This is a genomic window from Burkholderia sp. EMB26, from assembly GCF_024730645.1.
Classification (GTDB): Bacteria; Pseudomonadota; Gammaproteobacteria; order Burkholderiales; family Burkholderiaceae; genus Burkholderia; species Burkholderia cenocepacia.
Genome location: NZ_CP078070.1, coordinates 307,751 through 321,504, shown reverse-complemented (window position 1 = coordinate 321,504; position 13,754 = coordinate 307,751). Strand labels below are relative to the sequence as shown.

Here is a 13,754-nt window from a genome sequence, read left to right as displayed (position 1 = left end):
CGCCATGACGATCACGCCCGAACACCTCTCCTACGTGCTGCGCCTCGCGGACAACGCGCTGATCCTCGGTCAGCGCAATGCCGAATGGTGCGGCCACGGCCCGATCCTCGAGGAAGACATCGCGCTCACCAACATGAGCCTCGACCTCATCGGCCAGGCGCGCATGCTGTACACGCACGCGGCCGAGCTCGAGCGCCAGCTCACCGGCGCGACGAAGACCGAGGACGACTACGCGTACTTCCGCACCGAGCGTGAGTTCGCGAACTTCACGCTCGCCGAACTGCCGCACTACGGCCCGGTCTCCGGCACCGCGCACGCCGACAAGGACTACGCGGTGACGATCGTGCGCAACTTCCTGTACGCGGCGCTGATGCTGCACGTATGGAGCGCGCTGGAGACGTCGACCGACACGCAACTGGCGGCGATCGCCGCGAAATCGGTGAAGGAAACCCGTTATCACGTCCAGCATGCGCGCGAGTGGCTCGTGCGCCTCGGCGACGGCACCGACGAATCGCACCGCCGCGCGCAGGCCGCGCTCGACTACCTGATGCCGTACACACGCGAATTTTTCGCCGCCGATGCGATCGACGACGCGATCGTCGCACCGGGCATCGGCCCGGCGCCGGCCGCGATCGAGGCCGCGTGGCGCGCGGACGTGGATGACGCGCTCGCGGAAGCCACGCTCGCGTTGCCGGCGCCGGTGAAGCATGTGACGACCGGCAAGCAGGGCGAGCACTCGGAGCACATGGGCTACCTCCTCGCCGAAATGCAGAGCCTCGCGCGCCAGCATCCCGGCGCGAGCTGGTAACCGGCCCACGCCACGGAGCCCGACGATGTCCGCCCAGACCGCCGCCCCTGCCCCCGCCGCGCACCGCGACGATCCGTTGCTCGCCCGCGCGTGGGACGTGCTCGAAGCCGTGCCCGATCCGGAGATCCCGGTCGTGTCGATCCGCGAGCTCGGCATCCTGCGCGACGTCCGCCGCGCGGACGACGGCCAGCTCGAAGTCGTGATCACGCCGACCTACTCGGGCTGCCCGGCGATGTCGCAGATCGCCGAGGACATCGCCGCCGCGCTGCAGGCCGCCGACTTGCCGCCGCACCGGATCGAGACGGTGCTCGCTCCCGCGTGGACGACCGACTGGATTACGCAGGAAGCGCGCGACAAGCTGCGCGCGTACGGTATCGCGCCGCCGGTCGGCCAGTGCGGCAGCGCCGCGCCGCGGGAGAACGTCGTGCGCTTCGTGCCGCGGCCGGTCGCGGCACCCACCTGCCCGCGCTGCGGCTCTGCGCGCACCGAACGTCTCGCGCAATTCGCGTCCACGGCCTGCAAGGCGCTGTATCGCTGCGTCGACTGCCGCGAACCCTTCGACTACTTCAAACCCTACTGAATATGGCGACCCCGCAATTTCACCCGCTGCGTATCCGCGACGTGCGGCCCGAGACCGCCGACGCCGTGACCGTCTCGTTCGACGTGCCGCCCGAATTGCGCGACGCGTACCGCTTCACGCAGGGCCAGTTCGTCACGCTGAAGACCCACATCGACGGCGAGGAGACGCGCCGCTCGTATTCGATCTGCGTCGGCACGACGGACTACGACCGTGACGGCGAACTGCGCATCGGCATCAAGCGCGTGCGCGGCGGCCGCTTCTCGAACTTCGCGTTCGATACGCTGAAGCCCGGCCACATGATCGACGTGATGACACCGGATGGCCGCTTCTTCACGCACCTGAACGCCGACCACGGCAAGCAGTACGTCGCGTTTTCGGGCGGCTCGGGGATCACGCCGGTGCTCGCGATCGTGAAGACGACGCTCGAACTCGAGCCGCGCAGCACGTTCACGCTGATCTACGGCAACCGCAGCGTCGACGCGATCATGTTCGCGGAGGAGCTCGAGGACCTGAAGAACCGCTACATGAACCGCTTCGTCCTCTACCACGTGCTGTCGGACGATCTGCAGGACGTCGAGCTGTTCAACGGCGTGCTCGACCAGGCGAAATGCGCGGAATTCCTCGCCACGCTGACACCGGCCGACGCGATCGACGAGGCGTTCATCTGCGGCCCGGCGCCGATGATGGACGCCGCCGAAGCCGCGCTGAAGGCGGCCGGCGTGCCGCAGGCGAAGGTGCATGTCGAGCGCTTCGGCACGCCGCTGCCGCAGGCCGGCGCACCGGTCGTCGAGATCACCGACCAGACGCCGGCCGCCGATCTCGAGATCGTGCTCGACGGCAAGAAGCGCAAGCTGCGCTTGCCGTACGAAGGCGTGAGCCTGCTCGACGTGGGCCTGCGCGCGGGCCTCGCGCTGCCGTATGCGTGCAAGGGCGGCGTGTGCTGCACATGCCGCGCGAAGGTGGTCGAAGGCGAAGTGCGGATGGAGAAGAACTACACGCTCGAGGAGCACGAGGTGAAGGATGGTTTCGTGCTGACGTGCCAGTGCCACCCGATCAGCGACAAGGTCGTCGTGAGCTTCGACGAACGTTGAGCGGCATCGCGTCGCGGCGCCCGACGGTTTCTCGCCGTCACACATCTCGCTTACACTAGGGGCCGCCGGCCGGCTGGACATCGCAACGTCCGCCCGTCGGCGGTTTTCTTTTGTTGACGACAGGCCGATGAGTACCATTCATGTGATTCAGGGCGGCACCGCCGCCGCGTCGCTGCGCGAGGCTCTCGTGCAAGCCGGACGCGACGAGCGCGTCGTCGGTTTGCTCGACGATCTCGGCGTCGGGCCACTGAAGGGCGCCGACGAGACGCCCGACACGCGCGCCGCTTTCTGGCAGCACGTGCTCGGCGACCAGATTCCCGACTGGAACGCGGAAATCGAAGGCGAATTCGCCCGCCTCGACCAGCTCGCGATGGATACCGGCCAGGTCGTCGTGTGGCATGCGCCGAGCGTCGGCGACAAGCTGCTGCTGCGCCGCGTCGCCTATCACCTGCGCAACGTGCCGCAGCGCCTGAACGAGGTACGGCTGTCGGCCGCCGACCTCGACGCCGCGCAGCGCGCATCGCTGTCGCGTACCGACCAGGCCTGCGCGACCGGGATGTTCTCGCCCGCGGAACTGGCGCGCAAGCGGCCGGTGGCCGCGCCGATCTCGGTCCTGCGCATCGGCCGCCTTGCGCTCGAGTGGCAGGAGGCGAAGCACCTGAACGCCGAGCTGCGTTATTGGGTCAGCAACACGATCAAGAGCGGCCACTACGCCGATCTCGACGCGCTGATCGTCGCGCGCGCGGAAACCGACTGGCAGCCCGCGCGGCGCCTCGTCGGCAGCATCATGGCCGCCGCCGACCGCGGCGGGCTGTTCGTCAGCGACTCGATCGCGTGGTGGCGCTGCCGCGAACTCGCGGCCACCGGCCGACTCGAGCTGCAGGACGACGCGCCCGCGGCCCTCTCTTCCACGCAGGTGCGCGCGGCCCCGGCCGCCGCGCACCGCTAATCTTCCTTCGACCATGGCCCGAACCCGAGCGCCCGACCACGAATCCCAGCGCGAGCAGATCCTCGACCTGGCCGCCGAGAAATTCGCGCAGACGAGCTACCCGAGCACGTCGATGTCCGATCTCGCGACCGCGAGCGGTACGTCGAAGGCGCGGCTCTATCACTATTACGAGAGCAAGGAAGCGATCCTGTTCGACCTGCTCGATCGCTACACCAAACGGCTGATGCTGATCATCGCCGAGGTCGAGGGTGCGAGCCAGCGGCGCGGCCTCAGCGAGCGCGACGCGTTCGCCGAGCTCGTGCGCGCGTTCCTCGCCGAATACGAGACGTCGCACAGCCGCCACGTCGCGCTGCTCAACGACGTGAAGTATCTGGAGGATGCGCAGCGCGAAATCGTGCTCGACCGCCAGCGCGACATCGTCGCGGCGTTCACGCGGCAGCTCGCGCGCGCGTATCCCGACCGCATCTCGAAGGAAAACCAGACCTCCGTGACGATGATGGTGTTCGGGATGATCAACTGGACCTTCACATGGCTGAAGCCGGGCGGGCGCCTCGGCTACCGCGACTTCGCCGAACAGGTAATCGACCTGATCGAACGCGGGCTGTCGACAGCGGCCTGATGCCGCGCTGCAGCATGCGTTGCGCGGCGGGCACAGTGCGACCGCCCGTCGCGCGTTTCATATGATGAATTTTAAATCCATTAAAAATCAAATAGATAGACGAATAATTAAGCGGATTTAGAATTCACCCTCGGCACAAATAACGTCAAATGCGGGTTTTCCCTTACCTCGGTCGGGTAGAATGCTGTTGCATTGCACAAGCCGCTTGTGCAGCCACACACTGAGGAACCCACGATGAACACGCGATCCAACCGCCGTGCCGATGCTGTCGGCCACGCCGGTACTGCGCCGGTTCTCGTCAGGGAACTGGCTTCCAAAGACCGTGAGCAGATGCTCACCCACTTTCTCTCGCTCGACGAAGAGGACCGCCTGCTGCGCTTCGGCCAGATGGTGCCCGACCACGTGATCGAGAACTATGTCCGCACGATCGATTTCGGTCGCGATACCGTATTCGGCGTGTTCGACCACGATCTCGAACTGATCGGCGTCGGCCACCTGGCCTATCTGCCGGCCGAAGGCGACAAGCGCACGGCCGAATTCGGCGTGTCGGTGCTCGAACGCGCACGCGGCCGCGGCGTCGGCTCGAAGCTGTTCGAGCGCGCGGCGATCCGCAGCCGCAACACGCACGTGACGATGCTGTACATGCACTGCCTGTCGCGTAACGCGACGATGATGCACATCGCGAAGAAATCCGGGATGCGGATCGAGTACGCGTACGGCGAAGCCGATGCGTACCTGTCGCTGCCGCCCGCCGACCACTCGACGATCATCGCCGAGATGCTGCAGGAACAGGCCGCGGTGTTCGACTACGCGATGAAGCGCCAGGCGCGCCGCACGACGAAGTTCATCGAATCGCTGATACCCGCCGCACTGACGGCCTGACGTCGACGGCGTCGGCCAGCCGGGCCGCGCCTGTGGCGCACCCGGCTCCCCTCCTTTCCCCGCCCGCTAGCGCACCGACCGAATCGGCAACGCCGTCGTTTCCTTGAAGCAGTCGAGCGAAAAGCTCGTCTTCACGTCGATCACCGACGGGTGATGCAGCAGATGCTCCTGCACGAAGCGGGAGAAATGCGCCATGTCCTCGACCTGCACGCGCAGCAGGTAATCCATGTCGCCCGTCATCGCGTGGCACGCGACCACTTCCGGCCAGGCCTGCACGGCCGCGCGAAACAGCTCCGCGTGCGTCGCGCCCGCGCGCGCCGACGTCTCGTCGACCCGGACCGGCGCGAGGCCGCCACGCTTTTCGAGCCGCACGCTCACGTACGCGAGCAGGTCGAGCCCGAGCTTCTGCGGATTCAGCAGTGCGACGTAGCCGGTGATCACGCCGATGTCCTCGAGCCGCCGGATCCGCCGCAGGCACGGGCTCGGCGACAGGTTCACGCGCTCGGCGATCTCCTGGTTCGACAGGCGCCCGTTCTCCTGAAGAATCGCGAGAATTCGCCGATCGATGGCATCCAATTCGGCTTGCGCCATCTTCTGCCCTCCGTTGATTATTTTGAGACTGGAAATTGCGCCATCGTAGGCGCGGGCGATCAAGTTCGCAAGTTTCCGCTCGCGGCCGCCCGCTACACTCTGTCGCATGTCTCGACGCGCCGCACACGCTCATTGCGGAGGCGGCCGTCGACATCGAACCAGGCCGAGCACGCGCACGCCGCCCCGGCCGATCGCCCCGCACAGGAGACACGACATGCAGATCCCCACCTGGGACAACCCCGTCGGCACCGACGGCTTCGAATTCATCGAATACACGGCACCGGACCCGAAAGCGCTCGGACACCTGTTCGAACGGATGGGTTTCACCGCGATCGCGCGCCACCGCCACAAGGACGTGACGGTGTACCGCCAGGGCGACATCAATTTCATCATCAACGCCGAACCCGATTCGTTCGCGCAACGCTTCGCGCGCCTGCACGGCCCGTCGATCTGCGCGATCGCGTTCCGCGTGCAGGACGCCGCGAAGGCGTATCAGCGTGCGCTGGAACTCGGCGCGTGGGGCTTCGACAACAAGACGGGCCCGATGGAGCTGAACATCCCGGCGATCAAGGGGATCGGCGATTCGCTGATCTATTTCGTCGACCGCTGGCGCGGCAAGAACGGCGCGCAGCCGGGCGCGATCGGCGACATCAGCATCTACGACGTCGACTTCGAGCCGATTCCCGGCGCGAACCCGAACCCGGTCGGGCACGGCCTCACCTACATCGACCACCTGACGCACAACGTGCATCGCGGCCGCATGCAGGAATGGGCCGAGTTCTACGAGCGCCTGTTCAACTTCCGCGAAGTGCGCTACTTCGACATCGAAGGCAAGGTGACCGGCGTGAAGTCGAAGGCGATGACGTCGCCGTGCGGCAAGATCCGCATCCCGATCAACGAGGAAGGCTCGGACACGGCCGGCCAGATCCAGGAATACCTCGACGCGTATCACGGCGAAGGCATCCAGCACATCGCGCTCGGCGCGAGCGACATCTACCAGGCGGTCGACGGGCTGCGCAGCAAGGACGTGAAGCTGCTCGACACGATCGACACGTATTACGAACTGGTCGACCGCCGCGTGCCGAACCACGGCGAATCGCTGGCCGAGCTGAAGAAACGCAAGATCCTGATCGACGGCGCGCGCGACGACCTGCTGCTGCAGATCTTCACCGAGAACCAGATCGGGCCGATCTTCTTCGAGATCATCCAGCGCAAGGGCAACCAGGGCTTCGGCGAAGGCAACTTCAAGGCGCTGTTCGAATCGATCGAGCTCGACCAGATCCGCCGCGGCGTCGTGCAGGACAAGGCCTGACGCTTGCACCGCGCGGCAGCGGCTCGGCAGCCGGGCCGCCCGCGCGATCCGGCCGCACAAAGAAAAAGGGCGGGAATCCTCGGATTCCCGCCCTTTTGTATTTCGGCGCGGCCCGCAAGCCGCGCGATCGCATCAACGCACGTTCGCCTTCGACTCGGCGGCACGCTCGGCCGACGGCTGGGCTGCGGCGTCCTGGGCCGGCACGATCTGCTGCATCTGCGCGCCGGCTGCCGCCAGTGCGCTCGCGCCTCGCGCGTGCACCGGGCCGGTCATCGAGAAAAACGCGGCGGACACGATCAGGAAACTCTGGATATGACGTGTGTTCATTGCACCTCCTGTAAAACTGCCGGCGCCTCCCCGACTGCGTCGGAACGAACCCACGCGGCCGGGCACCTCCGGCAGGCCGACAAGATTAACGGCATTTGCCCGAAGATCAACGCGGCTTTACATGCTTTTACATGATGTAACGCATCATCCGCCCCGTTTTCGCGGGGCGCCGCCGCGCATTCCCCGCGTTGCAACCGATGGGCGGCGGGTTTGCCCCAGTGCTACCATCCCTTAAAACCGGCGAACATGCCGGCCACTGCAGACGCGTCCAAAAGATGCCGACGCAACCGAAGTTTTGGTGATCCCAGACCGGGTGGAGGAGACAGTTAATGAATGCCCCGCTAGACGCAGACCAACGCGCGTCGCTAGAAGCCGCGCTGAAGTCCGTCACGCTTGACGACAAATACACACTGGAACGCGGCCGCGCGTACATGAGCGGCATCCAGGCCCTCGTGCGCCTGCCGATGCTCCAGCAGGAACGCGACCGCGCCGCCGGTCTCAATACGGCCGGCTTTATCTCCGGCTATCGCGGCTCGCCGCTCGGCGGCCTCGATCTGTCGCTCTGGAAAGCCAAGCAGCACCTGGCCGCCCACCAGATCGTGTTCCAGCCCGGCCTCAACGAAGATCTCGCCGCCACCGCCGTGTGGGGCTCCCAGCAGGTGAACCTGTACCCCGGCGCGAAATACGACGGCGTGTTCGGCATGTGGTACGGCAAGGGCCCGGGCGTCGACCGCACCGGCGACGTCTTCAAGCACGCGAACTCGGCCGGCTCGTCGCAGCACGGCGGCGTGCTGGTGCTCGCCGGCGACGACCACGCGGCGAAATCGTCGACGCTCGCGCACCAGTCCGAACACATCTTCAAGGCTTGCGGGCTGCCGGTGCTGTTCCCGTCGAACGTGCAGGAATATCTCGATTTCGGCCTGCACGGCTGGGCGATGAGCCGCTACTCGGGCCTGTGGGTGGCGCTCAAGTGCGTGACCGACGTCGTCGAATCGTCGGCGTCGGTCGACATCGACCCGCATCGCACCGAGATCGTGCTGCCGACCGATTTCATCCTGCCGGAAGGCGGGCTGAACATCCGCTGGCCCGATCCGCCGCTCGTGCAGGAAGCGCGGCTGCTCGACTACAAGTGGTACGCGGCGCTCGCGTACGTGCGGGCGAACAAGCTCGACCGGATCGAGATCGATTCGCCGAACGCGCGCTTCGGGATCATGACCGGCGGCAAGGCGTATCTCGACGTGCGCCAGGCGCTGACCGACCTCGGCCTCGACGACGAAACCTGCGCGCGGATCGGCATCCGACTCTACAAGGTCGGCTGCGTGTGGCCGCTCGAAGCGCAGGGCGCGCAGGCGTTCGCGCGCGGCCTCGACGAAATCCTGGTGGTCGAGGAAAAGCGCCAGATCCTCGAATACGCGATCAAGGAAGAGCTGTACAACTGGCCCGACGCGCAACGCCCGCGCGTGTTCGGCAAGTTCGACGAGAAGGATGGCGCCGGCGGCGAATGGTCGGTGCCGATGGGCAACTGGCTGCTGCCTGCGCACTACGAGCTGTCGCCCGCGATCATCGCGAAGGCGATCGCGACGCGGCTCGAGAAGTTCGAATTGCCGTCCGACGTGCGCGCGCGCATCGCCGCGCGGCTCGCGGTGATCAACGCGAAGGAAATGGCGCTCGCGAAGCCGCACGTGCAGACCGAGCGCAAGCCGTGGTTCTGCTCGGGCTGCCCGCACAACACGTCGACCAGCGTGCCGGAAGGCTCGCGCGCGATCGCCGGCATCGGCTGCCACTACATGACCGTGTGGATGGACCGCAGCACGAGCACCTTCAGCCAGATGGGCGGCGAAGGCGTGCCGTGGATCGGCCAGGCGCCGTTCACCGACGAGAAGCACGTGTTCGCGAACCTCGGCGACGGCACCTATTTCCACTCGGGCCTGCTCGCGGTGCGCGCGGCGATCTCGTCGAAGGCGAACATCACCTACAAGATCCTCTACAACGACGCGGTGGCGATGACGGGCGGCCAGCCGGTCGACGGCGTGCTGACGGTGCCGCAGATCACGCACCAGCTCGCGTCCGAAGGCGCGAAGAAGATCGTGATCGTCACCGACGAGCCGGAGAAGTACGACAGCCAGAAGGCGCTGCTCGCGCCCGGCGTGACGATCCATCACCGCGACCAGCTCGACGACGTGCAGCGCGAGCTGCGCGAGATCGAAGGCACGACGATCCTGATCTACGACCAGACCTGCGCGACGGAGAAACGCCGCCGCCGCAAACGCGGCACGTATCCGGACCCGGCCAAGCGCGTCGTGATCAACGACGCGGTGTGCGAAGGCTGCGGCGACTGCTCGGTGCAGTCGAACTGCCTGTCGGTCGAGCCGCTGGAAACCGAATTCGGCACGAAGCGCCAGATCAACCAGTCGAGCTGCAACAAGGACTTTTCGTGCGTAAAGGGCTTCTGCCCGAGCTTCGTCACGGTCGAGGGCGGCCAGTTGAAGAAGCCGAAGGCGGTGTCGGTCGACGGCAGCGCATTGCCGCCGATTCCGGAACCGACGCTGCCGGCGATCGATCGCGCGTACGGCGTGCTCGTCACCGGCGTGGGCGGCACGGGCGTCGTGACGATCGGCGCGCTGCTCGGGATGGCCGCGCATCTGGAAAACAAGGGCGTGACCGTGCTCGACGTCACCGGCCTCGCGCAGAAAGGCGGCGCCGTGATGAGCCACGTGCAGATCTCGCACGCGCCGACCGACATCCACGCGACGCGGATCGCGATGGGCGAAGCCGATCTCGTGATCGGTTGCGATGCGATCGTCACGGCCGGCGACGAGTGCACGTCGCGGATGCGGCACGACACGACGCGGGTGGTCGTCAACAGCGCGCAGACGCCGACCGCCGAGTTCATCAAGAACCCGAACTGGGCGTTCCCGGGCCTGTCCGCCGAGAACGACATCCGCGCGGCGGCCGGTGTCGCGGTCGACTTCATCGACGCGAACCGCTTCGCGGTCGCGCTGCTCGGCGACGCGATCTACACGAACCCGTTCGTGCTCGGCTACGCATGGCAGAAGGGCTGGCTGCCGTTGACGCTCGCGTCGCTCGAACGCGCGATCGAGCTGAACGCCGTGTCGGTCGACAAGAACCGCGCGGCGTTCGACTGGGGCCGCCGCGCCGCGTACGACCTGGCCAGCGTGAAGCAGGCGGCGGCCGGCGACGCCCGGCCCGCGCAAGGCGCCACGGTGATCTCGCTGCACACGAAGAAGGCGGTCGACGCGCTGATCGCGAAGCGCGTCGAATTCCTGAGCGCGTACCAGAACGCCGCGTACGCGTCGCGTTATGCGGCGTTCGTCGACAAGGTGCGCGCCACCGAGCGCGCACTGGCGGACGGCGACACGGTGCAGGAACCGCTGACCGAAGCGGTCGCGCGCAACCTGTTCAAGCTGATGGCGTACAAGGACGAGTACGAGGTCGCGCGGCTGCAGTCCGACCCCGCGTTCCTCGCGCGCCTGAGCGCGCAGTTCGAAGGCGACTGGAAGCTGAAATTCCACCTCGCGCCGCCGCTGTTCGCGAAGACGGACGCCCACGGCCATCTCGTGAAGAAGGCGTACGGCCCGTGGATGATGTCGGCGTTCCGGCTGCTCGCGAAGGCGAAGTTCCTGCGCGGCACGGCGCTCGATCCGTTCGGCCGCACCGCGGAGCGCCGCACCGAGCGCGCGCTGATCGGCGAGTACGAAGCGCTGATCGGCGAGGTGCTGGCGAGGCTGAACGCGGCCAACCGGCCGCTCGCGCTCGAACTCGCGGCGCTGCCGGACGGCATTCGCGGCTACGGCCACGTGAAGGAGAACAACCTGCGCGCGGTACGCCAGAAGTGGGACACGCTGCTCGCGAAGTGGCGTTCGCCGGCAGGCGGCCAGTCGCACCAGCAGGTCGCGTAACGCGCGGTCGCGGCGCGGCGTTCGAAGCAGGAACGCCCGCCCGCGCCGCCGCCCGTCGCGGTTCACGCAAAAAAAACGCCACGGAACCCAGGTTCCGTGGCGTTTTTCATTGCGCCGCGCCTGACGCGCGGCACACGCGGGCGTGGACTTACTTCGTGTTCACGTTCGCGGCGGCAACGGCCGTCATGTTGATGATCCGGCGCACGGTCGCGGCCGGCGTCAGGATGTGGACCGGCTTGGCGGCGCCGAGCAGGAACGGGCCGACCGTCACGCCTTCGCCGCCGACCATCTTCAGCAGGTTGTACGCGATGTTCGCCGCTTCGACGTTCGGCATGATCAGCAGGTTCGCTTCACCCGACAGCGTCGTGCCCGGGAACGCCTGCTTGCGGATCAGTTCCGACAGCGCCGCGTCGCCGTGCATTTCGCCGTCGACTTCGAGGTTCGGCGCACGCTCGACGATCAGCTTGCGGGCCTCGGCCATCCGGCGCGAGGACGCCGACGGCGCGCTGCCGAAGTTCGAGTTCGACAGCAGCGCGGCCTTCGGCGCGATGCCGAAGCGCTCGATCTCGGCCGCGGCCTGGATCGTCATGTCGGCGAGCTGGTCGGCGCTCGGCAGCTCGTTCACGTACGTGTCGCACACGAACAGGTTGCGGCCCGGCAGCATCAGCAGGTTCATCGCGGCGAAGTGCTCGGCGCCCTTCGCGCGGCCCAGTACCTGCTCGATGAACTTCAGGTGGCTGTGGAACGTGTCGATCATCCCGCAGATCATCCCGTCCGCATCGCCCAGATGCACGAGCATCGCGCCGATCAGCGTGTTGAACTTGCGCATCGCGGCCTTCGCGACTTCCGGCGTCACGCCGTCGCGCGCGCCGATCTCCTGATACGCCTGCCAGTAGCGATGGTAGCGCGCATCGTCTTCCGGATCGACGATCTCGAAATCGACGCCGGCCTTCAGCTTCGAGCCGATCTTCTGCAAGCGCATGTCGACGACCGACGGACGGCCGACGATGATCGGCTTCGCGATCTTTTCCAGCAGCACGAACTGCGCGGCGCGCAGCACGCGCTCGTCCTCGCCTTCGGCGAACACGATGCGGGCCTCTTTCTGCTTCGCCGCCGCGAACACCGGGCGCATCACCATGCCGGTACGGTAGACGGTCGCGCCGAGCTGCTCGCGGTACGCGTCCATGTCCTGGATCGGGCGCGTCGCGACGCCCGAATCCATCGCGGCTTGTGCGACGGCCGGCGCGATCTTGATGATCAGGCGCGGGTCGAACGGCTTCGGGATCAGGTAGTCCGGCCCGAATTCGAGCGAATGGCCTTCATACGCCTTCGCGACTTCCTCGCTCTGGTCGGTTTCCTCGGCCAGCTCGGCGATCGCGCGCACGCACGCGAGCTTCATTTCTTCCGTGATCGTGGTCGCGCCGACGTCGAGCGCGCCGCGGAAGATGAACGGGAAGCACAGCACGTTGTTGACCTGGTTCGGGTAGTCCGAACGGCCGGTCGCGACGATCGCGTCCGGGCGCACGGCCTTCGCGTCTTCCGGGCGGATTTCCGGTTCCGGGTTCGCGAGCGCCAGGATCAGCGGCTTGTCGCCCATCGTCTTGACCATGTCCTGCTTCAGCACGCCCGCGCTCGAGCAGCCGAGGAACACGTCCGCGCCGACGATCGCGTCGGCGAGCGTGCGCGCGTCGGTGTTGGCCGCATAGCGCTGCTTCGACGGATCGAGGTTGCCGCGCCCTTCGTAGATCACGCCCTTCGAATCGGCGACGAGGATGTTCGACTTCGTCAGGCCGAGATTCACCAGCAAGTCCAGACACGCGATCGCCGCCGCGCCCGCGCCCGAACACACGAGCTTCACTTCCGACAGCTTCTTGCCGACGACCTTCAGGCCGTTCAGGATCGCGGCCGACGCGATGATCGCGGTACCGTGCTGGTCGTCGTGGAAGACCGGAATCTTCATTCGCTCGCGCAGCTTCTGCTCGATGTAGAAGCATTCCGGCGCCTTGATGTCCTCGAGGTTGATGCCGCCGAGCGTCGGCTCGAGCATCGCGATCGCCTCGACGAGCTTGTCGGGGTCGGACTCCGACAGTTCGATGTCGAACACGTCGATGCCCGCGAATTTCTTGAAGAGGCAGCCCTTGCCTTCCATCACCGGCTTCGCGGCCAGCGGGCCGATGTTGCCGAGACCCAGCACGGCGGTGCCGTTCGTGATGACGCCGACGAGGTTGCCGCGCGACGTGTACTTCTGCGCGTCGAGCGGATCGGCGTGGATCGCCTCGCACGCGGCGGCGACGCCCGGCGAATACGCGAGCGACAGATCGAGCTGGTTCGACAGCGGCTTGGTCGGGGTGACCGAAATCTTGCCGGGTTTCGGGTTCAGGTGATAAGCGAGAGCGGCCTGCTTCAGTTGTTCGTCCATGATTGACCTGCGAGAGACATGCGGAATATTGACGACTCAGTACACAGCACCTTCGGCCGCGTCTGCTTGAATCGAGGGGATGGTCGACTGCGAGACGGCCCGCGACGCACCGGATCGGCACGCCATCGAACCTTGGCGGATGGCAAGAGGAAAGTACAAAGTACTGAACGATTTCTAAGGGTCGCCTAGTGTACACCCCCTAAATGACGTCCGTTGCTGCGACGCCGCATCTCCGGCATCAGCGCCGGGACGGTCT

The 13,754-nt window shown here is 66.6% G+C and carries 11 protein-coding genes; 8 read left to right on the top strand and 3 right to left on the bottom strand.

What is annotated here, in order from left to right; translation table 11 throughout:
- Positions 1-4 precede the first annotated feature (4 nt).
- From paaC to KU887_RS01495, 6 genes are all read left to right on the top strand, one after another.
- A complete protein-coding gene (paaC, locus tag KU887_RS01520; protein ID WP_060263596.1) occupies positions 5-808 on the top strand; it encodes a 1,2-phenylacetyl-CoA epoxidase subunit PaaC in 804 nt (267 codons plus the stop codon).
- A gap of 25 nt (positions 809-833) precedes the next feature.
- The gene (gene paaD / locus KU887_RS01515) at positions 834-1,388 is read left to right on the top strand and encodes a 1,2-phenylacetyl-CoA epoxidase subunit PaaD (RefSeq protein ID WP_006482879.1); all 555 of its coding nucleotides are present in this window, start codon (positions 834-836) and stop codon (positions 1,386-1,388) included.
- Positions 1,389-1,390: 2 nt separating this feature from the next.
- Positions 1,391-2,479, top strand: a complete 1,089-nt coding sequence (gene paaE, locus KU887_RS01510) for a 1,2-phenylacetyl-CoA epoxidase subunit PaaE (RefSeq protein WP_048992256.1) — start codon at positions 1,391-1,393, stop codon at positions 2,477-2,479.
- A 127-nt stretch (positions 2,480-2,606) separates the two neighbouring features.
- On the top strand, positions 2,607-3,428 hold the full coding sequence (locus KU887_RS01505) for a DUF1835 domain-containing protein (RefSeq protein WP_012492290.1): 822 nt from the start codon (positions 2,607-2,609) through the stop codon (positions 3,426-3,428).
- A gap of 13 nt (positions 3,429-3,441) precedes the next feature.
- A complete protein-coding gene (locus KU887_RS01500; RefSeq protein ID WP_006482923.1) occupies positions 3,442-4,047 on the top strand; it encodes a TetR/AcrR family transcriptional regulator in 606 nt (201 codons plus the stop codon).
- A 234-nt stretch (positions 4,048-4,281) separates the two neighbouring features.
- Positions 4,282-4,929, top strand: coding sequence for a GNAT family N-acetyltransferase (locus tag KU887_RS01495; protein ID WP_258252474.1), 648 nt, complete (start codon positions 4,282-4,284; stop codon positions 4,927-4,929).
- Between the two features lie 66 nt (positions 4,930-4,995).
- Here the strand turns inward: KU887_RS01495 and KU887_RS01490 are convergent, their stop codons facing one another.
- Entirely contained in the window at positions 4,996-5,520 is a 525-nt protein-coding gene (locus tag KU887_RS01490) for an Lrp/AsnC family transcriptional regulator (RefSeq protein WP_006482889.1), read from the bottom strand.
- A 214-nt stretch (positions 5,521-5,734) separates the two neighbouring features.
- Between KU887_RS01490 and hppD the strand changes: the two genes are divergently transcribed.
- Positions 5,735-6,832, top strand: coding sequence for a 4-hydroxyphenylpyruvate dioxygenase (gene hppD / locus KU887_RS01485; RefSeq protein WP_258252468.1), 1,098 nt, complete (start codon positions 5,735-5,737; stop codon positions 6,830-6,832).
- A gap of 132 nt (positions 6,833-6,964) precedes the next feature.
- On the opposite strand, the gene KU887_RS01480 is transcribed toward hppD, so the two are convergent.
- Positions 6,965-7,159, bottom strand: a complete 195-nt coding sequence (locus KU887_RS01480) for a hypothetical protein (protein ID WP_006482893.1) — start codon at positions 7,157-7,159, stop codon at positions 6,965-6,967.
- A gap of 329 nt (positions 7,160-7,488) precedes the next feature.
- On the opposite strand from KU887_RS01480, the gene KU887_RS01475 reads away from it, so the two are divergent.
- Positions 7,489-11,079 carry an indolepyruvate ferredoxin oxidoreductase family protein gene (locus KU887_RS01475; protein ID WP_258252464.1) on the top strand — a complete coding sequence of 1,197 codons (3,591 nt, stop codon included), beginning with the start codon at positions 7,489-7,491 and terminating at the stop codon, positions 11,077-11,079.
- A gap of 148 nt (positions 11,080-11,227) precedes the next feature.
- On the opposite strand, the gene KU887_RS01470 is transcribed toward KU887_RS01475, so the two are convergent.
- Positions 11,228-13,498, bottom strand: a complete 2,271-nt coding sequence (locus tag KU887_RS01470) for an NADP-dependent malic enzyme (protein ID WP_006482927.1) — start codon at positions 13,496-13,498, stop codon at positions 11,228-11,230.
- Between the last annotated feature and the right edge of the window lie 256 nt (positions 13,499-13,754).

Coding starts and splice junctions, on each gene's coding strand:
- paaC (WP_060263596.1), top strand. CDS start 5: ATGACGATCACGCCCGAACACCTCTCCTACGTGCTGCGCCTCGCGGAC.
- paaD (WP_006482879.1), top strand. CDS start 834: ATGTCCGCCCAGACCGCCGCCCCTGCCCCCGCCGCGCACCGCGACGAT.
- paaE (WP_048992256.1), top strand. CDS start 1,391: ATGGCGACCCCGCAATTTCACCCGCTGCGTATCCGCGACGTGCGGCCC.
- KU887_RS01505 (WP_012492290.1), top strand. CDS start 2,607: ATGAGTACCATTCATGTGATTCAGGGCGGCACCGCCGCCGCGTCGCTG.
- KU887_RS01500 (WP_006482923.1), top strand. CDS start 3,442: ATGGCCCGAACCCGAGCGCCCGACCACGAATCCCAGCGCGAGCAGATC.
- KU887_RS01495 (WP_258252474.1), top strand. CDS start 4,282: ATGAACACGCGATCCAACCGCCGTGCCGATGCTGTCGGCCACGCCGGT.
- KU887_RS01490 (WP_006482889.1), bottom strand. CDS start 5,520: ATGGCGCAAGCCGAATTGGATGCCATCGATCGGCGAATTCTCGCGATT.
- hppD (WP_258252468.1), top strand. CDS start 5,735: ATGCAGATCCCCACCTGGGACAACCCCGTCGGCACCGACGGCTTCGAA.
- KU887_RS01480 (WP_006482893.1), bottom strand. CDS start 7,159: ATGAACACACGTCATATCCAGAGTTTCCTGATCGTGTCCGCCGCGTTT.
- KU887_RS01475 (WP_258252464.1), top strand. CDS start 7,489: ATGAATGCCCCGCTAGACGCAGACCAACGCGCGTCGCTAGAAGCCGCG.
- KU887_RS01470 (WP_006482927.1), bottom strand. CDS start 13,498: ATGGACGAACAACTGAAGCAGGCCGCTCTCGCTTATCACCTGAACCCG.